This window comes from Acidovorax benzenivorans (assembly GCF_028680575.1).
Classification (GTDB): Bacteria; Pseudomonadota; Gammaproteobacteria; order Burkholderiales; family Burkholderiaceae_C; genus Acidovorax; species Acidovorax benzenivorans.
Window position 1 is genome coordinate 84,565 of the sequence record NZ_JAPCKI010000008.1, and the last position, 18,273, is coordinate 102,837.

Genomic DNA, 18,273 nt, shown 5'->3' on the forward strand with positions numbered 1-18,273 from the left:
GGGGCAGTGGGGCGGAGCGGCCGCAGGGAGCGCTCCGACGAACAAGAGGGTGAACCGCACATTTTAAGGGACCGCCACCCCGGCGCTGGTCCCGCAGGGCCTTGGGCCGTTTGGCAATTGCGCGCCGTCTGTCGGCCGATTCTTTCCAATGGTTACCTTGTGCCTGGGTGCGCGGGCGAATGCGTCCTGATAATCCCGCCCCACAGAGCGAGGAGGGCGCGGCAACGCGGACCAGGCTCTGAGAGCGGCTAACAAAACTCCCCTGGCGTCGTTGTCTCGCCTTGTCGTACTACTTGTACTGCCTGCGGCGAAACGCCTAGCCAGGGCCGCTTCGCTGAGTTTTGTTAGCCGCTCTAAGGATCACGATTTACAACAAGGACTGGTGCGGTGGTTTGCGGGTGGCGTTCAGCCTTCCGGTGCCAAGGTGCCGGGCCGTCACAACCATCCGAACCTATGACGTTTCAATCTGCCTGGCGCCTGGGCCTGGTCAAGGTCTTTGCCTATGCGCTGCTGGCGCTGTTCCTGGTGCCTGCGGTGACCTATGTGTTCACCCGCCATGTCCAGACCGACCAGGACACCCGTTTTGTGGCCGGCATCAGCCAGCGCATCGATGCCGAAAAGAGCCTGCCCGCCGACGAGAAGCAGGCGCGCAAGGACTACTACCGCAGCAATCCGCCGTCCACCATCTGCAGCAATGCAGACCCCGAGGCCCGCGAATACCGCGAGGCGCTGTGCGACACCTTCTCCGATGTCTGGCAGTTCCACATGGCGCGCAAGCTGTCGCTGTGGACGCTGGTGGCCAGCGCTGCGTTGCTGTTGGCGGTGTTGGGGCTGGGGGCGCTGGCGTTTGCCGACCGCACGCTGCAGTACGCCAGCTTTGTTGCTGGCTGGCGCCTGACCTCCTGGGCCAGCGCCACGGCGCTGGTGGTGCAGGGGGCGATGGCGGTGTGGCTGTCGTTCTGGGTCACGGCGTTTTTCTTTCACCAGTATTCGCCCAAGCTGGTGCTGTTTGTGGGGTTTGCCGTGGCGGCGGGGGTGCTGGTGGCGGTGGCGGGCATCTTCAAGCGGGTGCAGTCCAGCAACCAGGTGGTGGGCGAGCTGGTGGCCGAGGCCGATGCACCGCTGCTGTGGCAGCGCATTCGCCACCTGGCGCAGCGCCTGAAGACAGAGCCGCCCCGGCACATCGTGGCGGGCATTGACGCCAACTTCTTCGTGACCGAGGCTCCGATCACCGTGGGCCAGCAAACCCTCACCGGCCGCACGCTGTTTGTGAGCCTGCCGCTGCTGCGCATCCTGGACCAGACCGAGGCCGACGCCGTGCTGGGCCATGAACTGGCCCACCTGCGCGGGGGCGACACGCGGCGCAGCGCGCAGCTGGGGCCCAAGCTGGTGCAGTTTGACCACTACCGCCATGCCATCCGCACGGGCGGACTGTCGGCCGTGGTGTCGCCGTTGCTGGACCTGTACCGCACCATCTTCGAGATCGCCCTGGCCAGCGACAGCCGCGAGCGCGAGTTCAAGGCCGACCGCCTGGCGGCCAAGCTGGTGAGCCCTGCGGCGATTGCACAGTCGCTGGTCAAGATTGCCGCCTACGCCCAGTACCGCTACCGCATCGAGGATGAGCTGTTTGGCCGCAACGAGCGGCACGACAACAGCACGCTGGGCATTGCCAGTTTTGTGGCCCAGGGCCTGGCGCCTTACGCAGCGTCGCCCGACTTTGTGGATGCGATGAAGACGGCCAATGTGCCGCACCCGTTCGACTCGCACCCTGCCATGCCCGAGCGCCTGCGCAACGTGGGCATGGCCCTGAAAGAGCGCGACTACGGCGCCATCGCCGTGCGCGTGCCCGCCACCACCTGGGTGCAGGAGATACTGACCGCTGACGCCATCGAGCAGCGGCTGTGGAGCGCTTACGAGCAGCAGTTTGCGCAAGACCACGAGCGCAGCCTGGCCTACCGCTACGAGCCTGCCAATGACGAAGAGCGGGCTTTGGTGCTGCAGTTCTTTCCGCCCGTGGTGTTTGCCCTCAAGGGCGATGCGACGGTGGAGGTGAGCATTGACGGCATCCGCACCTCGGCCGACGAGACCACGGTGTTCTGGGACGCCATCAAGGCACTGCAGTTCAAGGAAAGCAGCTTTGGCAACGCGCTGATCGTGACGCACCCCGAGAAGAATGCCCTGGGCCTGGGCGCCAAGACCAGCAAGATCAAGCTGCCCGGCCTCAAGAAGGACAAGGACCAGTTCAACGCTGTGGTCAGTCACTACTGGCAGCGCCACCAGATCATGCGCTCGCAGCAACAGGCAAGCTAGTTGTTTGCTATTGTTTGTATAGCTATAAAGTCAAGTAAATAAAGCGCCTCAGTGCTCTGGGGCTCTAAATTGCCGGACGAAGCTGTGGGGCAACGGCCAGACCTGGCCTCCGTCTCTGGTCGGGGGCTACCACGTTGCGCGTGTGATGCGCCGGTGCCAGGGCGGTGTACGCCCTGCAGCCCGCTGGGCAAGGACTTACTTGCGCACAAACTCCGGGCGGTCGTTTTGCTGGGGCTTGAGCGGTGCGTCCACCTTGCCCTCGGCGCGCTCCTTGCGCCATTGCTCCTTGCGCACCGTCCACTCGCGCAGGCGGGCGTGGGCCACGGTGCTGTCTTTTTCCATTTGCTCGTCGTTGGCCAGCTGGGCCGACAGCTCCAGGCGAATGCCGTTGGGGTCGAAGAAATAAATGCTCTTGAAGATGTGGTGGTCCGTCACGCCCAGCACTTCCACGCCATGCGCCTCCAGTCGCTGCTTGGTGTTCTCCAGCTCCTGCACGGTGTTCACGCGGAACGCAATGTGGTTGACCCACAGGGGCGTGTTGGGCGAGGGCTCGGCCTTCACGTCGTCGCCCAGGTCGAAAAAGGCGATGAAAGAGCCGTCCTGCAGGCGAAAGAAGAAGTGGGTGTAGGGGCAGTATTCGCCCGTGCTGGGCACGTAGTCGCTCTGGATGATGTGGTACAGCGGCAAGCCCAGGATGTCTTCATAGAACTGGCGCGTTTCCTCGGCGTCGCGGGCCTTGTAGGCGTAGTGGTGCAACTGCTGGATGGCGGCGGGTGCAGGCAGGCTGGCCAGGTCGGTCGGGTTCAAAACGGCGTTCATGCAGAGTCTCCTCAAATCGGTGAGCACAATTCTACTATTCGTAATTGATTTACGTTAAGTTAATTTTTGTTCGCTGAGCAGAGAGAGGGGGGCTGGCTGGGGCCAAAGAAAAAGCCACCCGGCGCAAGGCATAGGTGGCTGGCAGAAAGGGTTGGCGGCAGGGCTGCGTAGTGCGTAGCCCTTCCACCGGTTCAGTCTGGATTACTGCTTCACGGCTTCGATCTGCACCACCAGGCGCACGTTCTTGGGGAAACCCCATTCCACGCCGTAGTTCATGCCCCACTGGGTGCGGTCGATGGTGGCTTCAAAGTCGCCGCCGCACACTTCGCGCTTGAGCATGGGGCTGTCGTAGCAGTTGAACTGCGTGGCCTTGAGGGTGACGGGCGCGGTCTTGCCCAGCAGCGTGAGCTGGCCGGTCACTTCACTGACCTTGTCGCCGTTGAAGCTGAATTTGTCGGACACGAACTTGATCGTGGGGTGCTTGGCCGCGTCGAACAGGTCGGCGCTTTGCAGGTGCTTGTCAAACGGAGGCGTGCCCGAGTTCACCGAGGTGGTGTCGATGGAGATTTCCACCTTGCCAGTCTTGGCGGCGCGGTCGAACTCCACTGCACCTTGCTTCTTGTCGAAGCGGGCGCGGTTCGTGGTGGCGCCAAAGTGGCTGATCTCGAACGTCACGAAGGTGTGCGTGGGGTCGATGGCGTAGGTGGCGGCCTGGGCGGCGCCAGCGGTCAGGGCGGTGGCCGCGGCTACGGCCAGCAGGGAGAACAGGGATTTGCGCATGGAAAAGACTCCTTGAAAAGAGGAACTACGAAACGAACCAGAAAGGAAAGATGGCGGACTGATGGGGTGGGGCGCAGTCAAAGACCGGTCACAGCTTTCCGACGCCGGTCAGCGCGAGCTTGAACTTGACCTGCACGTCGTCGGCCACCATGGAGGTGTCGGCCCACTCGTTTTCGCCGATCTTGAAGGTCAGCCGCTTGATGGGCAGTGCGCCAGTGGCCGTGGTGGTGGGGCCGCTCTGGGTCAGCGTCACGGGCACGACCACGTTCTGGCTGTTGCCCTTGATGGTGAGCGCGCCCGCCACTTCAAACTTGCCGCCGCCCAGCGCCTTGATGCTGGACGACACGAATTGGGCCTGGGGGAACTTGGGCACGTTGAACCATGCGGGCTTGGGCAGCTCGGCATCGGTTTCGCGCGAACCCAGCGTGGCGCTGCCGGTGTCCACCGTGAAGGCGATCTTGCTGGTGGCCAGCTTGGCCGGGTCAAACGCCACCTGGGCATTGAACTTCTTGAAGTGGCCTTCCAGCGGCACGCCCATCTGGCGAGCGGTGAATTGCACCTCGCTCTGCGCGGGCACCAACTGCTGCTGGGCCAGTGCTGCCTGGGCGCCCGCAACGAGGGCAGCGCCGAGCACGATGCGGGACAAGGTAGAAGACAGATGCATGCAGAAACTCCGTTCAATTCACAAAAGGTGGAAGCAGTGATCGCAGATGGGCACGCGACATTTGAGGTGGGCAAGGCACCCACCAAGGGTTGCCATGGCGCCCTGAAGGTGGAGGCTGGTTATTTCCCCGGCAGCATGCGGTTGAGCAGGCCGTCACGGTCCACCAACTGGTGCTTGAGCGCTGCGGCGATGTGCAGCACCGCCAGCGCGGCCAGTGCAAACGCCGTGTACTGGTGCCAGGGCTTGATGGCTTCGGCCAGGTCCTTGCTCACCGGCACAAAGTCAGGCAGCTGCCACAGGCCCAGGAACACGATGGGGAACCCCGCCGCCGAGCTGTAGGCCCAGCCAATCAGTGGCACGGCGAAGAAGAGCCCATACAGCAGGTGGTGAGTGCCGTGGTGCGCCAGCTTTTGCCAGCCGGGCATGGACTTCTCGACCGCGTTGGGCAGCGCAGGCGGGCGGTGCGTGACGCGCCACAGCAGACGCAGCGCCGAGAGCACGAGGATGGTCACACCGGCCCATTTGTGCCAGTTGTAGAGCTTCAGACGTTGGGGCGAAAAAGGCAGGTCGGCCATGTAGACGCCGATGCCAAACAGAGCAATCAGCGCCAGACCCAGCACCCAGTGCAACAGCATGGCGGTGCGCGTGTAGCGGCGTGGGGTGTCGAGGGTCGTGGCGGCAGTGGTGGTCATCAGCGAATCAAGAGGCCAGTCAAAAAGAGGGCGAGCGAAGGCTGCAGGGGCCGCCGGACTTGGCGGTCCAACGGCTGGGTGATGGGGCAGTGTAGGTAGCGCTGCCCAAAATCTGCTTCAGGCAGATTGATGCCTTAATTCAAATTAATTGAATCGATAGGCCTTGAGCGCTCAAAGTTCCCCAATGCTGTGCCATTTTTTTTTGGCGCTACCACCTGTGCGCCATGGGCGTGGTGCCCGCGTGGAACATATGGGAGCACCGTTGCCTCATGCGTTGGCGAACGGAGGCGCAGCAAATGCAGCGATGGCGGGCTGCACGGGCCGGGAGCGCCGCAGCGCCCCCGGATGCCTGGGTTATCGGGCCAGCGCGGCCTGCTTCCAGGCGCTGGCGGCGGCGCTGTCGTCGCCGCGCTGCTCGGCGAGTTCGGCCAAGTGGCGCCAGGCGCTGGCGCGCAGCTGGGCGTCAGTGAGCTGCTGGGCGGCCTGGGTCAACAACTGCTGGGCCTTGCCCCACAGCTGGCGCTTGAGGCAAGCCATGCCTGCCAGGTACTGCAGGCGAGCGTCGCGCGGGTTTGCTTGTTGGGCCGACTCGATGCGCGCCAGCCAGGGGCCGTCGAGCGCGTCCAGCCCCGCCTCCAGCGCGCGCACCAGCTTGAGGGCGTGTTGCTCGGCCAGTGCATCGGGCAGGTCCACCATGCGTTCCCACACGGGCAGCAGCCAGGCTCGCACCTGCGTGGCATCTCCGCCCAGTGCGGCCAGCCGCTGGGCGGCGTGGATGGCCAGCTCCGGCATAGTGCGTTCGCTGACCTCCAGCGACAGCCAGATCTGCTGCAGTTGGGCGGTGTCGTGTGCGCTGTTGATGAGTTCGGTGGCCAGGCCGCGCACGATGCTCTGCGCCGCATTGGGCGAGAACGCGCGGTGTTTGCCCAAGAGGCGTGCGGTGTCCAGCGCGTCTTGCGTCTGGCGCGCCAGACGGGTGGCTTTGAGCTTGATGCGCAGCGCCAACGTGCGCCGCGCGGCGCCCTGGGGCAGGGCCGCCAAGCGGTCGAGGGCCGCGCTGGCGTCACGGTCGTCCAGCGACCAACGGGCGGCACGCATCTGGGCGCCTTCGTGCATTTCCTGCTCGTTGATGGAGCCGCGCATGGGGGCTTCTTGCAGCGCGTCCTGCAGGTGGGTTTCGCGCGTGGCGCGGTCCTGCAGTGCATGCGAGGCCTCGGCGGCAATCATGTGGGACAGGGCCCGCAGCTGCTTGCCATGGGGCACCGCCTCGCCGCTGACCTTCAGTGCATGTTCTTGCGACAACGCCGCCACGGCGGCCTTGCGCGAGCGGATGAACCGGCCGCCCAGCATGTGGGTCAACGCGTCGAGCAGTGCGCTGTGCATGGCACGCTCTTTTTGCTGCACGCGCCAGCGGCGTGCCTGGTGTGGCAACGCCAGCAGCGCCGCCAGGGCCCGCAGCGCGGCATACACGGTGACAAAGCTGCCCACCAGCAGCAACACCACCATGTTGAGCGACAGGTCGATGCGGTAGGGCGGCCAGTACAGGGTGACGGTTCCCTGGTTGTTGCCCGCAAACAGCGCGGCAGCCACGGCCACGCCAAACAACGCCAAAAGCCAAAGTGCAGCACGCATATCGTCAACGTCCGGCCGCGGCTGTGGCCAGGGCAGACAGGGTTTCGTCCAGGCGCGGCAGCTCGGCCGCCTTCATGCTGGCCTGGGCCTGCTGCAGAGTGGAGGCCACGTTCTGCGTGCGGCGCGAAGCGGGGTCGAAATACTTGTTGAGCGCTGCGGTGGCTGCGGCCAAATCGGCCCGGGCCGACTCGAACTGGCGGGCCAGGACGCCCAGGCGTGCATTGAGCAGCTTGAACTTGAGGTTCTCGCGCAGAAAGAAGGTTTGCTCGGGGGCCAGCAAGATGGCTTCGGGCTGGTCGATGCGGCTCACGCGCACGAGGCTGCGGGCTTCGTCGCGCACCACCTCCCAGCTGCGCTGCAAGGCGGTCTGCCACCAGGCCAGATCACCCTGGCCCACGGATTTGTCGCCAGTCTGGGCGCCGGGGCCTGCGGACAGGCGTTTGGTGGCGGCGGCCTGGGCCACGGCGTTGAGCACAGGCAGGTCGTCCACCTGGCGCACCAGTTCGTCCAGGCGGGCCAGCAACCCGGCGGTGTCCGTCACGGTGGCTCGGGTCAGGCGGTCCAGGTCGCGGCCAATAGCGCGCTGCACCGGGGCCAGGCGGGGCTGGGCGGAGCGCTCGATGCGCTGATTGGCGCTTTTGAGCGCGGCCACCAGAGGCTCCAGGCTGCCCGTGAGCTGGGCCTGCTGCTGCGCCAGGCGGATGGCCGACTCAATGTCCACCACCAGGTTTTCGTCGCGCGAACGCGACAGGCTTTGCATGAGTTCTTCAAGCTGGCTGCGCTGCAATGCGACCTCGCTCACGCGGGCCTCCGCCACGGACAGGCGAGCCGCCGTGTCGCGCACCTGCTCTTCGGCTTGGCGGGCCATGGTGCGGGCCTCGATGGCCAGGGCGCCCGAATCTGCCGATTGCCGGGCCAGTTGCTCCTGGATGGCGCTGAGCTTTTGCCACAGCAGGCCGCTGCTGACCAGTGCGGCCACCGCCACGGTGCCCAGCAGCAATGTCATGGCGCCGCTTCGGCCAGCGCTGGTGGCGGCCGCTGGTGTGGCAGGTGAGGGGGCCGGGCTCACTGCGGGCGCGCCCACGGCGGCGGCCACGGGGGCTGCGGGGGGCGTGGAGGGCAGGTCGTCAGGAGGCGCAGAACTCATGCGGCCGATTCTATCGAGGCCACCACGTCTTCCAATGCCGGACGGCATTCCCGCACTACGCCAAAGCCTGCTGCGCGGGCCGCTTCGGCGATGCGCGGGTGGGTGGCCAGCGCGTGCGCGGCGCCCCAGTGCTGGCCCGGCAGGGCTTCGGCCAGGTGGGCCACGGCTTCAGAGCTGCTCAGCAGCCAGATGGAGCCATCGTGCGCCGCCTGTTGCGCCAACGCCACCTCATGCGCCGAAAAGTGCGGCGCACCACGTTGGTAGGCCACCACAAACTCCACCATGCCACCCGCCGCCTCGATCTGGCGCGCCAGCCAGTCGCGGCCGTTGCCTTGGCTTTCATGCTCACCCTGAGGGGGGGCGGATCTCCCGCGCACGATCAGCACGCGGTCGCCGGGCCGGATCTGTGTGGCCACCTGTTGCCACAGCGCTTCCGAGTCGAATTGCGGCGCATCCGGCGCGGGGCCGTCAATGCAGCCCGATGGCACACCAGCCTGCTCCAGCGCTCGCACCGTGCCGGGGCCAGGTGCCCACGCTCTTGTTTTGATAGCTGGTTGCGCTTTACCAGCAAGCGCTAGAACCTTGTTTTGCTCAAAAAAATGAACCACTGCGTTGCCGCTGACAAACATCAGCGCCCGGTACTGTGCAAGCCGGACATGCGCCTGGGTGAGCGCTTGCTCTGCCGCCGCGTCGCGGCACGGGCCGATGGCGATGAGCGGCAGGGCCACGGCATCCACCCCGCGCGCACCCAGCAGCTGCACCCAGTGCGCAGCCTCGCGGGCGGGCCGCGTGACGATCACCCGGGGCATGGCATGGGCGATCAAATCAGGGGTTCTGCGCCCCGGGCACCACCGGCACGCAGGCGCTGGGCAATCGCGTCGCCCAGTGCTTCGGCCTGCGCCAGCGTGGTAACGGCGGCGTTGTCTGCCACACGTACCAGGGGGGCCTGCCCGTCCACGTCGCCCCAGGCGGCATCAAGCTGCAATACATCGTTGGTGAACGTGCCGTGCGCTGCCAGCGGCATCGAGCAGCTGCCGCCCATGGCGCGGCTCACGGCACGCTCGGCGGCCACCGTCAGCCAGGTGGCCTGGTGCGCCAGCGGTGCCAGCGCGTCGATCAGATCCTGCCGGTCGCTGCGCACCTCGATGCCCAGCGCGCCCTGGCCTGCGGCGGGCAGCATGGCGGTGGGGGCAAACGTGGCGCGGATGCGGGCTTCCAGACCCAGGCGCTTGAGGCCTGCGGCGGCCAGCACGATGGCGTCGTACTGGCCGTCGTCCAGCTTGCGCAGGCGGGTGTCCAGGTTGCCACGCAAGGGCTCAATCTTCAGGTCGGGCCGCAGGGCCTGCAGCAGCACCTGGCGGCGCAGGCTGGAGGTGCCGACGACGGCGCCCTGTGGCAGGGCGTCCAGGTTCTCATAGTGGGGGGAGACAAAGGCATCGCGCGGGTCTTCGCGCTCCATCACACAGGCCAGGGCAAACCCCTCGGGCAGCTCCATGGGCACGTCCTTGAGCGAATGCACGGCGATGTGGGCGCGGCCTTCTTCGAGGGCCACTTCCAGCTCTTTGACAAACAGGCCCTTGCCGCCGACCTTGCTGAGCGATTTGTCCAGAATCTGGTCGCCCTTGGTGGTCATGCCCAGCAGTTGCACGCTGTGGCCACGGGCTTCGAGCAGTGCTTTGACATGCTCAGCCTGCCACAGCGCGAGGCGGCTTTCGCGGGTGGCAATGATGATAGTGGGCGTTTGCGAGGGGCTCAAGTTCGTAACCTGTTTGTAATTATTCAGGGGCTCAGGATGCTAGCATGCGCCCGCACTGGGGCTGGTGCGGCCTGCGGTCATGCGGGTGGTCGGCGCCAGGCCATCCCACTCATCCCGGAGACTCCTGCATGAAACGATCCGACAAGGACCAGCCCCTGATTGATGACATCCGCCTGCTGGGCCGCATTCTGGGTGATGTGATCCGTGAACAGGAGGGGGTGGATGCATACGAGCTGGTCGAGCAGGTGCGCAAACTCTCGGTGGCCTTTCGCCGCGATGCCGACCAGGAGGCCGACCGTGCGCTCAAGAAGCTGCTCAAGTCGCTGTCCGGCGACCAGACGGTGAGCGTGATCCGTGCGTTCACCTACTTCAGCCACCTGGCCAACCTGGCCGAAGACCGCCACCATATCCGCCGCCGCGCCGTACACGAGCGCGCGGGCGACACGCAAGAGGGCAGCATCGAGGTTGCTCTGTCGCGCCTGCGCTGGGCCGGTATTGCGCCCAAGACGATTTCGCAGACGCTGGCAGGCAGCTATGTGGCGCCCGTGCTCACGGCTCACCCCACCGAGGTGCAGCGCAAGAGCATTCTGGATGCCGAGCGCGACATCGCTCAGTTGCTGGCCACGCGCGACGACATCCAGGTACGCGCCCAGCTCTACAACAGCGCCAAGGATGCGCTCACCCCGCGCGAGCTGGCCGCCAACGAGGCGCTGCTGCGTGCCCGCGTGGCCCAGCTGTGGCAAACGCGCCTGCTGCGCTACAGCAAGCTCACCGTGGCCGACGAGATCGAGAACGCGCTTTCTTATTACGAGGCCACCTTCTTGCGCGAGATCCCCAAGATCTATGCGGACCTGGAAAACGAGCTGGGCCAATACCCCGTGCACAGCTTTCTGCGCATGGGCCAGTGGATCGGCGGCGATCGCGACGGCAATCCGAATGTCACTGCGCAAACCTTGCAATACGCCCTGGGCCGCCAGGCCGAAGTCGCCCTGCGCCACTACCTGACCGAGGTGCATTACCTGGGCGGCGAGCTGTCGCTGTCGGCGCGCCTGGTGCAGGTGTCGGCCGAGATGGAGGCACTGGCCCATCGCTCACCCGACACCAATGAGCATCGCGTGGACGAGCCCTACCGCCGGGCGCTGACTGGTATCTATGCGCGCCTCGCGGCGTCACTCAAGGATTTGACGGGCGGCGAGGCAGCCCGCCATGCCGTGGCGCCACAGAACGCCTATGCCAGCGCCGAAGAGTTTTTGGCTGACCTGCGGGTGATCGAGGCCTCGCTCCAATCCCACCACGGCCAGTCATTGGCCGCAGAGCGTCTGCACCCGCTGATCCGCGCAGTGCAGGTGTTTGGGTTCCATCTCGCCACGGTGGACTTGCGCCAAAGCTCCGACAAACACGAAGAGGTGGTGGCCGAGCTGCTGGCCAAGGCGCGCATCGAGCCGAACTATGCGGGCCTGCAAGAAGCCGCCAAGCGCGCGCTGCTGATCAAGTTGTTGAACGATGCGCGCCCGCTGCGTGTGGTGGGCGCCGAGTATTCCTCCCACGCACAAAGCGAGCTGGCCATCTTCGAAACCGCCCGCGTGATGCGCGAGCGTTTTGGTCACGAGGCCATCCGCCACTACATCATCAGCCACACCGAGACGGTGAGCGACCTGCTCGAAGTGCTGTTGCTGCAAAAGGAAGTGGGTCTGATGAATGGGACCCTGGACGCCGAGTCCAAGAACCACCTCATCGTGGTGCCACTGTTCGAGACCATCGAAGACCTGCGCAACGCCGCGCCCATCATGCGCGAGTTCTATGCGTTGCCCGGCGTGGCCGCGTTGGTGCAGCGCAGCAGCGGCGAGCAGGACATCATGCTGGGCTACAGCGACAGCAACAAGGACGGCGGCATCTTCACCAGCAATTGGGAGCTGTACCGCGCCGAGATCGCCCTCGTCGAACTGTTTGACGAACTCGCCACCAGCCATGGCATCCAGTTGCGCATGTTCCACGGCCGGGGCGGCACGGTGGGCCGGGGCGGTGGCCCCAGCTACCAGGCCATCCTGGCGCAACCCCCTGGCACCGTGCGCGGGCAGATCCGCCTGACGGAGCAGGGTGAAGTCATTGCCTCCAAATACGCCAACCCCGAGATCGGCCGCCGCAATCTCGAAACCCTGGTCGCCGCCACGCTCGAAGCCACGCTGCTGCAGCCCACCAAGCCTGCGACCAAGGCTTTTTTGGATGCGGCCGCGCAGCTCTCGTTGGCGAGCATGGGCGGCTACCGCGCGCTGGTGTACGAGACCCCTGGCTTCACCGAGTATTTCTTCAACTCCACCCCCATCCGCGAGATCGCCGAACTCAACATCGGCTCCCGCCCCGCATCGCGCAAGGCCAGTCAGAAAATTGAGGACCTGCGTGCCATCCCCTGGGGTTTCAGCTGGGGCCAGTGCCGCCTCACGCTGCCCGGCTGGTACGGTTTTGGCTCGGCCGTGGAGTCGTTTGTGAATACCCAGGGCAAGGACCCCAAGGCGCAACTGGCCTTGCTGCAAAAGATGTACCGCCAGTGGCCGTTCTTTCGCACCCTGCTGTCCAACATGGATATGGTGCTTGCCAAAAGCGACCTGGCCCTGGCCTCGCGCTATAGCGAACTCGTGACCGATGCGCGCCTGCGCAAGAAGGTGTTCACCAGCATTGAGGCCGAATGGCACCGCACGGCCGAGGCGCTCACGCGGATCACGGGCGACAAGCAGCGCCTGACGCACAACACGGCGCTGGCGCGCTCCATCAAGCACCGCTTTCCGTACATCGATCCGCTGCACCACCTGCAGGTCGAGTTGGTGCGCCGCTGGCGCGCGGGGCAGGGCGATGAGCGGGTGCAGACCGGGATTCACATTTCCATCAACGGCATTGCGGCGGGGCTTCGCAATACCGGCTGATCGGTGGGTAGCGCCGCGCGATCTGGCTCTGTGCGTCACGGCCTGCTGCGAACGCTGGCACCCACAACAAAAAGGGCTCCCAGAGGGAGCCCGATCTGCCTGCCCGCCCCTGCGGTTCAGTTAACACTCCCCATGGCAGCAACACCCGCGAACGCGAAGTGCCGCCACCATGGGAAGTCCCGCAACTGCGTCAATTACATGGCGCTGAATTCGCCGTGGGGGATCTGGCCGGTGCGCACAGCGTCAGCAGCCTGGGCACGCACGGCAGCGCGGTCAGCGGTGGACTTGTAGGTCACCACGCGCGAGCCTGCTGGCTCCATGTTGTGGGTGCGGGCTTCGACCACGGCTTCGGCCGTTACTTCAGCACGGGTGCGGTTGGTGTCGAACTTCAGGGCAAATTGCGAGCCATCGGCTTCGTCAGCATGGGCACCAAAGGCGGCGAAAGCGGCAACAGCGGCGACGGAGAGGAAACGGGCAGTCTTGTTCATGATGAAAATCCTTGAAAGTTGAAAAAGCGTCTCAAAAAAGCCGGGTCAAAAACCATTCCTGAACCGGGTTCGGTGAGTCGCCTTGCGGGTTCGGCTCATCGATGGGATGAACTGTACGCCGGTGCTGTTCAGAGAAAAACTACTCAGTCGCAAACTAACTGTTCCAGTATTGAGAACAATCTTTGAGGCCGCTTCGACCACAGGGGGGCGCCTTGATGTGCGGGTGAGATGGGGTGGGACTGAGATGCCATCACTCCGCAGCGAGGCAGGGGGCGCAGGCAGAGTTCGCAGCAGATGCTGCGTCTCAGTCCCCCAGCAACTCGCCCACGGCCTTCAGGTCTTCCACCCGGTCACACACGGCCTTCACGGCCATCATCACCGGGATGCCCAGCAGCAGCCCCCACAGTCCCCACAGCCAGCCCCAGGCCAGCACGCTGACGAACACGGCCACGGGGCTCATGCTGCTGGTGCGGCTCGTGAGCCAGGGGGTGAGCAGGTTCCCGATCAGGGTGTGGATGACCAGCGAGGCGCCGCCGATGGCCATGGCCATGTCCAGGGTGCCAAACTGCAAGAACGCCACCAGGGCCGAGGCCCCCGTGACCAGCGCCGAGCCGATGTACGGCGCGAGGTTGAGCACCGCGGCCACGACGCCCCATACGGCCGCGTTTTCCAGCCCCAACGCCCAGTAGGCGGTGCCGGTGGCCAAGCCCACCAGCACGCTGGTGAACACCTGCAGCAGCAGATAACGCTGTATCTGCTGGGTGATGTCTTGCAGCACATGGATGGTCACCTTGCGCCGCTCCAGGCTGGTGCCCGCGATGCGCAGCAGCTTGTCGCGAAACAGGTTGCCCGAGGCGAGGGCGAAGTAGGTCAGAAACACCACCACCATGAGCTGCCCCAGGGCGGACATGAGGCCCATGGTGCCGCTCCACAGGTAGTCGCGGATGTTGAAGGGCGGGCGCTCCACGATAACGCGCTGCACCCCCCGGCGTGGCGCCGTGCTGCTGGCACTGTTTTCGTTGGCAGCCTGCTCGATCTGGGTGGCCGCCTTCTGCACGGTGTCCAGCGGGCTGCTGCCACCCGCGCGAGCCTTGAGGTTGTCGCGGACCTTTTTGGCGGCGACGGGTACCGAGTCCACCAGTTGGGCCGCGCCATCGCTGAGCGACCAGGCCGTGCTGGCCAGCACGGCGACGATGGCCACCAGCAACACCCCCGCCCCCACCGCCCGTGGCACACGCCAGCGGGCCATCATCTCCACCGTCGGCCGCAGCGCAATGGTCAGCAGCAGACTCAGCATGATGGGAATGAACACCGCGCTGGCCCAATGCAGCAGCGCTACGCTGGCAAACAGCGCCAGCAACGCGAGCGACAGGTTGCGCACGTCCACGGGCATGTGGAGCATCAGGGGCGCCGGGTTGGCAGGAGGGGAGAACCCTGCGGCTGCCTGGGCCTCGGAGTTTTCGCGGGGCGCAGCGTCCGCCAACTGTGCGGCGGCTACCTGTCCTGCCGTCGGGGTTGCGTCTGGTGGCGTCGTGGTGGTGGGCTCAGTCGTCATGCGCCGATTGTGAGGGGGCCGTTGGCAGACGCATGTAGGCGCTCAGCGCTTGGTATGGCCCGCAGTCTCTAGCACAGTGGCAAAGTGCGCTCTTTGTTGAGGGCATCTACGGTGCCCAGCAACTGCGGCCAATAGGTGGGCAGTGCCGACCATGGGGCGCCGATGGCAAGATTGGTGGCGTACACCATGCCCGTGTTCAGGCGTGGGCGGTTTGCGTTTTTCACTGCCGCTTGCATCTCCGTGCAGGTGCTGGCCGAGTGCACCAGCATGGCTTGCGCAGTGTTGGCCTTGGCATAGACCCAGGTGCTTGACGGTTGAGGATCCACGTTCTGGTAGGCGGCGGCATTGCCTGCGTAGGTCACCAGCGTGTCGGCGACCGCTGCATAGGCAGGAACAGGGTAGGTGCCAGGATTGCCAATCAGCAGGGGTGTGCCCAGGGCGCTGGCGGCTGTACTCATACCCGATGCCAGTACCTTAACGTAGTTGTAGATGTCCTGAAAGTACGCGACTCGTGCACTGTCGGCGGCCATGCCGTCCAGAAAAAAGCCATCGAGCAGATTGGGATAGAGCCTGATGTAGTTGTCGATGGTTGCCTTGACGTCCGCGACGGAGAGCGTGCCGCCGCTGCTTGATGCGGTTGCCACATACCCGATCACGCGGTTGCTGGTGCCCGACACCGCCCTGAAGGCCTTGATGGCGGTGGTGAGGTCGGTGTCTTCCTTGGTGGCGGCTGTCAGGATGCCACTGCTGGTGCTGGCAATGGCGTTGATCTGCACGTCAGGGTAGCTGGTCGCACCACTCGTGAGTGTGGTCCATGGGGAGGTCGTACCTGTGGCCGTGAAATAGGCGGGGACCAACACCTGCAGCGGTTTGTGAGCCGGGCGCACGTAGTACGTCAGGCTGTCACTGGCTGAGTTTGCGCTGCTGGTGGCGGTCGCCGTCACCTGAAACGTGGCGGTTGGCGGCAGGCTGCTGACCGTCAAGGTGGTGCTGGCGACCCCTCCTACCGTTGTGGGTGCCACCGGGGCCAGGGTGCCTGCGGTGGTGGGGTTCACGGCGAAGGTGGCAACGGTGCCGTTCGGCGCGGTGCTTCCGTTCGTGGTGACATTGACAGACAGAGGTTCCGAGCTGCTGGGCTCCAGCACGTTGTTGGCGGACTGCACAAAGCTCACGCTGACGGGCGCAGCCGCTGGCGGCGGAGGCGGTGAAGGCGGAGCGGGCGTGGCAGTCTTGTCGGACGCGCCGCCGCAGCCAGCCAGCGCGGCGGTCAAGGCCAGCAGGGACGCGAGGCGGGGTGTCGTGTTCTTGGTGTGCATGGTCTTCCGAGGTTTGTTGGGTGTGTGGCTATTGTGAGCGCTTGTAGTGGCGTCACCAAGCAATGAAAACGCGGCATAGGGTGGGAAACACGGCGTTGTTGTGCCGATCACGGATGGCTGGCGCCACTACCATGGCTCCATGCGACCTTCCTTCCTGCGCACTTCGACCGTTGTACTGTTGCTGGCAGCGACGCTGCTGGCTGGCTGCGGCACCCTGGACGTGCCACGCGCCGACAACTATCCCGCTACAGGCCAAAAAAAGGCCCGTGCCGTGCACCACTGGGATGTGTTGGCTGCCGACGTAGCTGCGCGAGTTGCCGAGAAGATCGCGTCTTGGCCCGAAGGCGAATACCCCATTCACGTGACGGTGGCGGACAAATCTAGCTTCAACGCGGGCTTCCTCAAACTCCTGACAGTGCATTTGTTGAACCGTGGCGTCGTTCTGTCCACGGTTCCGACAGCGGTGGAGCTGGAGGTGCAGACCCAGGTGGTTCAACACCAGGCTGGCGTTCCACCTAGCTTCCCTGTCCCCATCGCTGGGACCCTCCTCGGGACCGGCGTAGGGGTATGGCGCGACTGGAAGGTGCACTATTCAGACCGCACTTTGCTGCCGGGCGTTGCGACCGCTCTGGGGGTGGGGGCTGGCCTGGCATTGGACATGGCTCATCTGTACACGCAGGGCGCTGCAGCGGGCGGGCCTACCCGGACGGAAGTTCTGATCACCACGACGCTCAAGACCCGCGACCGATACCTGGCGGGGTCGGCTGACCTGTACTACATCGAGCGTGAGGATGCCGTCCTTTATCAGCCAGCGGTCCCGGCGCCCGCGCCAGTCCCCACCCCGGTCAAAACCTGGCAGGTGGTTGCGCCATGATGCGCCGTCTCCATCCTGGCAGGCTCCGGTTCGCATGCTGTTTGGGCGTGGTCGTGGTGTCGGCCTTGGCGCTGCAGGGCTGTACGACCAACCCGGTCCACAGTTATTACTACGGCGACCGTGCAGGCGGCATGTCGCGCACCGATCTCATCGAGGTGAACGAACGGGCGACGGATGCCTTGCTGGTCAATGTGGCCCTGGATGCGGGCCAGCCGTTGCTGGTGGCCACCTTGGTCAATGTGGATCGGCTCAATGAATCGTCGCGGCTGGGGCGCATCTTTTCGGAGCAGATTGCGGGGCGCATGGTGCAGCGCGGGCTGCGCGTGACGGAGGTGAAGCTGCGTGACAACCTGGTGCTGCACCGCGAGCAGGGCGAGCTGCTGCTGTCGCGCGAGGTGCGGGAGGTCAGCCAGGCGCAGAACGCGCAGGCCGTGGTGGTGGGCACGTACGCGGTGTCGGCGTCGGTGGTTTACATCAGCCTCAAGCTGGTGAACCCGGTGGGCAACCACGTGATGGCGGCGCACAACTATGCGGTGCCGGTGGACGAGAACGTGCGTACCTTGCTCGCCGGGCGTTGACGGAACGCTCGGTGGTCCGACGCGCCACTGCACGAAAGTGGCGCGTAGTTAAAAGGCCTTAGGACAGTTGATTGCTATTTAATTGATAGCTATTGAGGCAATCTGCATAGGCGCATTGGGCGGTTTTTATTCAAAAATCCGCGAGCGTTTCAATGCAGCATCAGTGCGCCGGCTGTCTTGCTCTTGCCCGCACGTGCGGGTGGGTTGCACAGGCCGCAGGTGAAGTGGCGGTTCTCATACAGCTCGGTCACGAACTGGCCTCCGCACTGGCTGCACTTGGTGCGCGTCAGCATGCCAGCGTCCACAAATTTCACCAGGCGCCAGGCGCGGGTGAAGGACAGCAGGGGCTCGATCTCGGCCGTGGCGACTTGTTCGTTGTACAGACGGTAGGCCTTGGTCAGCAGCTCCACCGAATCCAGGTCCACGCCCTTGGACAGGTATTCGTAGATGTTCAAAAACAGCGAGCTGTGGATGTTCTCTTGCCAGGTCAGGAACCAGTCGGTCGAGAACGGCAGCTGGCCCTTGGACGGGGACTTGCCCGCGATCTCCTTGTACAGGCGAATCAGGCGTTCATATGACAGCGTGGTCTCGGACTCCAGCACCTGCATGCGGGCGCCCATCTGGATCAGCATGGCTGCGCGTTCGATCTGCTTGGACTCGTTCAGAACGCTTTTGACAGGGGCTTTGGCGACGGTGGTGGTGGAGGACATGGCGGGCTTTCGGTGAGAACGGGGATAACGCTGC

At 65.0% G+C, this 18,273-nt stretch carries 16 protein-coding genes; 4 read left to right on the forward strand and 12 right to left on the reverse strand.

Translation table 11 applies throughout. From position 1 onward, the window contains the following. The first annotated feature begins 453 nt into the window (after positions 1 to 453). The gene (locus OIN59_RS15400; protein ID WP_274111829.1) at positions 454 to 2,310 is read left to right on the forward strand and encodes a M48 family metallopeptidase; all 1,857 of its coding nucleotides are present in this window, start codon (positions 454 to 456) and stop codon (positions 2,308 to 2,310) included. 195 nt (positions 2,311 to 2,505) lie between these two features. On the opposite strand, the gene OIN59_RS15405 is transcribed toward OIN59_RS15400, so the two are convergent. From OIN59_RS15405 to hemC, 8 genes are all read right to left on the reverse strand, one after another. Further along, positions 2,506 to 3,129, reverse strand: coding sequence for a VOC family protein (locus OIN59_RS15405; RefSeq protein WP_274111831.1), 624 nt, complete (start codon positions 3,127 to 3,129; stop codon positions 2,506 to 2,508). 201 nt (positions 3,130 to 3,330) lie between these two features. Beyond that, complete coding sequence (locus OIN59_RS15410; RefSeq protein ID WP_274111833.1) at positions 3,331 to 3,909, reverse strand: YceI family protein; 579 nt, start codon at positions 3,907 to 3,909, stop codon at positions 3,331 to 3,333. Positions 3,910 to 3,997: 88 nt separating this feature from the next. Further along, on the reverse strand, positions 3,998 to 4,573 hold the full coding sequence (locus OIN59_RS15415; protein WP_274111835.1) for a YceI family protein: 576 nt from the start codon (positions 4,571 to 4,573) through the stop codon (positions 3,998 to 4,000). 119 nt (positions 4,574 to 4,692) lie between these two features. Next, on the reverse strand, positions 4,693 to 5,265 hold the full coding sequence (locus OIN59_RS15420) for a cytochrome b (RefSeq protein ID WP_274111837.1): 573 nt from the start codon (positions 5,263 to 5,265) through the stop codon (positions 4,693 to 4,695). Between the two features lie 354 nt (positions 5,266 to 5,619). After that, positions 5,620 to 6,897: a heme biosynthesis HemY N-terminal domain-containing protein gene (locus tag OIN59_RS15425; protein WP_274111839.1), complete on the reverse strand. Its 1,278-nt coding sequence runs from the start codon at positions 6,895 to 6,897 to the stop codon at positions 5,620 to 5,622. A 4-nt stretch (positions 6,898 to 6,901) separates the two neighbouring features. Further along, positions 6,902 to 8,044: a uroporphyrinogen-III C-methyltransferase gene (locus OIN59_RS15430; RefSeq protein ID WP_274111841.1), complete on the reverse strand. Its 1,143-nt coding sequence runs from the start codon at positions 8,042 to 8,044 to the stop codon at positions 6,902 to 6,904. Then, positions 8,041 to 8,853: a uroporphyrinogen-III synthase gene (locus OIN59_RS15435; RefSeq protein ID WP_274111843.1), complete on the reverse strand. Its 813-nt coding sequence runs from the start codon at positions 8,851 to 8,853 to the stop codon at positions 8,041 to 8,043. Before OIN59_RS15435 ends, OIN59_RS15430 begins: the two co-directional genes overlap by 4 nt. A gap of 11 nt (positions 8,854 to 8,864) precedes the next feature. Beyond that, positions 8,865 to 9,800, reverse strand: coding sequence for a hydroxymethylbilane synthase (hemC, locus tag OIN59_RS15440; RefSeq protein WP_274111845.1), 936 nt, complete (start codon positions 9,798 to 9,800; stop codon positions 8,865 to 8,867). A gap of 128 nt (positions 9,801 to 9,928) precedes the next feature. On the opposite strand from hemC, the gene ppc reads away from it, so the two are divergent. Next, a complete protein-coding gene (gene ppc / locus OIN59_RS15445) occupies positions 9,929 to 12,718 on the forward strand; it encodes a phosphoenolpyruvate carboxylase (RefSeq protein ID WP_274111847.1) in 2,790 nt (929 codons plus the stop codon). Between the two features lie 194 nt (positions 12,719 to 12,912). On the opposite strand, the gene OIN59_RS15450 is transcribed toward ppc, so the two are convergent. From OIN59_RS15450 to OIN59_RS15460, 3 genes are all read right to left on the reverse strand, one after another. Beyond that, positions 12,913 to 13,206 (reverse strand): DUF4148 domain-containing protein, encoded by a 294-nt coding sequence (locus OIN59_RS15450; protein ID WP_274111849.1) that lies wholly within the window; start codon positions 13,204 to 13,206, stop codon positions 12,913 to 12,915. A 304-nt stretch (positions 13,207 to 13,510) separates the two neighbouring features. Further along, positions 13,511 to 14,761, reverse strand: a complete 1,251-nt coding sequence (locus OIN59_RS15455) for an AI-2E family transporter (protein WP_274111851.1) — start codon at positions 14,759 to 14,761, stop codon at positions 13,511 to 13,513. A gap of 68 nt (positions 14,762 to 14,829) precedes the next feature. Beyond that, complete coding sequence (locus OIN59_RS15460; RefSeq protein ID WP_274111853.1) at positions 14,830 to 16,077, reverse strand: spherulation-specific family 4 protein; 1,248 nt, start codon at positions 16,075 to 16,077, stop codon at positions 14,830 to 14,832. 139 nt (positions 16,078 to 16,216) lie between these two features. Here OIN59_RS15460 and OIN59_RS15465 point away from each other — a divergent pair, with 139 nt between their 5' ends. Continuing rightward, positions 16,217 to 16,951 (forward strand): hypothetical protein, encoded by a 735-nt coding sequence (locus OIN59_RS15465; protein WP_274111855.1) that lies wholly within the window; start codon positions 16,217 to 16,219, stop codon positions 16,949 to 16,951. After that, on the forward strand, positions 16,948 to 17,529 hold the full coding sequence (locus OIN59_RS15470; RefSeq protein ID WP_274111857.1) for a FlgO family outer membrane protein: 582 nt from the start codon (positions 16,948 to 16,950) through the stop codon (positions 17,527 to 17,529). Before OIN59_RS15465 ends, OIN59_RS15470 begins: the two co-directional genes overlap by 4 nt. A 149-nt stretch (positions 17,530 to 17,678) precedes the next feature. Here the strand turns inward: OIN59_RS15470 and flhC are convergent, their stop codons facing one another. After that, on the reverse strand, positions 17,679 to 18,239 hold the full coding sequence (gene flhC, locus OIN59_RS15475; protein WP_274111859.1) for a flagellar transcriptional regulator FlhC: 561 nt from the start codon (positions 18,237 to 18,239) through the stop codon (positions 17,679 to 17,681). Positions 18,240 to 18,273: the final 34 nt, after the last annotated feature.

Coding starts and splice junctions, on each gene's coding strand:
- OIN59_RS15400 (WP_274111829.1), top strand. CDS start 454: ATGACGTTTCAATCTGCCTGGCGCCTGGGCCTGGTCAAGGTCTTTGCC.
- OIN59_RS15405 (WP_274111831.1), bottom strand. CDS start 3,129: ATGAACGCCGTTTTGAACCCGACCGACCTGGCCAGCCTGCCTGCACCC.
- OIN59_RS15410 (WP_274111833.1), bottom strand. CDS start 3,909: ATGCGCAAATCCCTGTTCTCCCTGCTGGCCGTAGCCGCGGCCACCGCC.
- OIN59_RS15415 (WP_274111835.1), bottom strand. CDS start 4,573: ATGCATCTGTCTTCTACCTTGTCCCGCATCGTGCTCGGCGCTGCCCTC.
- OIN59_RS15420 (WP_274111837.1), bottom strand. CDS start 5,265: ATGACCACCACTGCCGCCACGACCCTCGACACCCCACGCCGCTACACG.
- OIN59_RS15425 (WP_274111839.1), bottom strand. CDS start 6,897: ATGCGTGCTGCACTTTGGCTTTTGGCGTTGTTTGGCGTGGCCGTGGCT.
- OIN59_RS15430 (WP_274111841.1), bottom strand. CDS start 8,044: ATGAGTTCTGCGCCTCCTGACGACCTGCCCTCCACGCCCCCCGCAGCC.
- OIN59_RS15435 (WP_274111843.1), bottom strand. CDS start 8,853: ATGCCCCGGGTGATCGTCACGCGGCCCGCCCGCGAGGCTGCGCACTGG.
- ppc (WP_274111847.1), top strand. CDS start 9,929: ATGAAACGATCCGACAAGGACCAGCCCCTGATTGATGACATCCGCCTG.
- OIN59_RS15450 (WP_274111849.1), bottom strand. CDS start 13,206: ATGAACAAGACTGCCCGTTTCCTCTCCGTCGCCGCTGTTGCCGCTTTC.
- OIN59_RS15455 (WP_274111851.1), bottom strand. CDS start 14,761: ATGACGACTGAGCCCACCACCACGACGCCACCAGACGCAACCCCGACG.
- OIN59_RS15460 (WP_274111853.1), bottom strand. CDS start 16,077: ATGCACACCAAGAACACGACACCCCGCCTCGCGTCCCTGCTGGCCTTG.
- OIN59_RS15465 (WP_274111855.1), top strand. CDS start 16,217: ATGCGACCTTCCTTCCTGCGCACTTCGACCGTTGTACTGTTGCTGGCA.
- OIN59_RS15470 (WP_274111857.1), top strand. CDS start 16,948: ATGATGCGCCGTCTCCATCCTGGCAGGCTCCGGTTCGCATGCTGTTTG.
- flhC (WP_274111859.1), bottom strand. CDS start 18,239: ATGTCCTCCACCACCACCGTCGCCAAAGCCCCTGTCAAAAGCGTTCTG.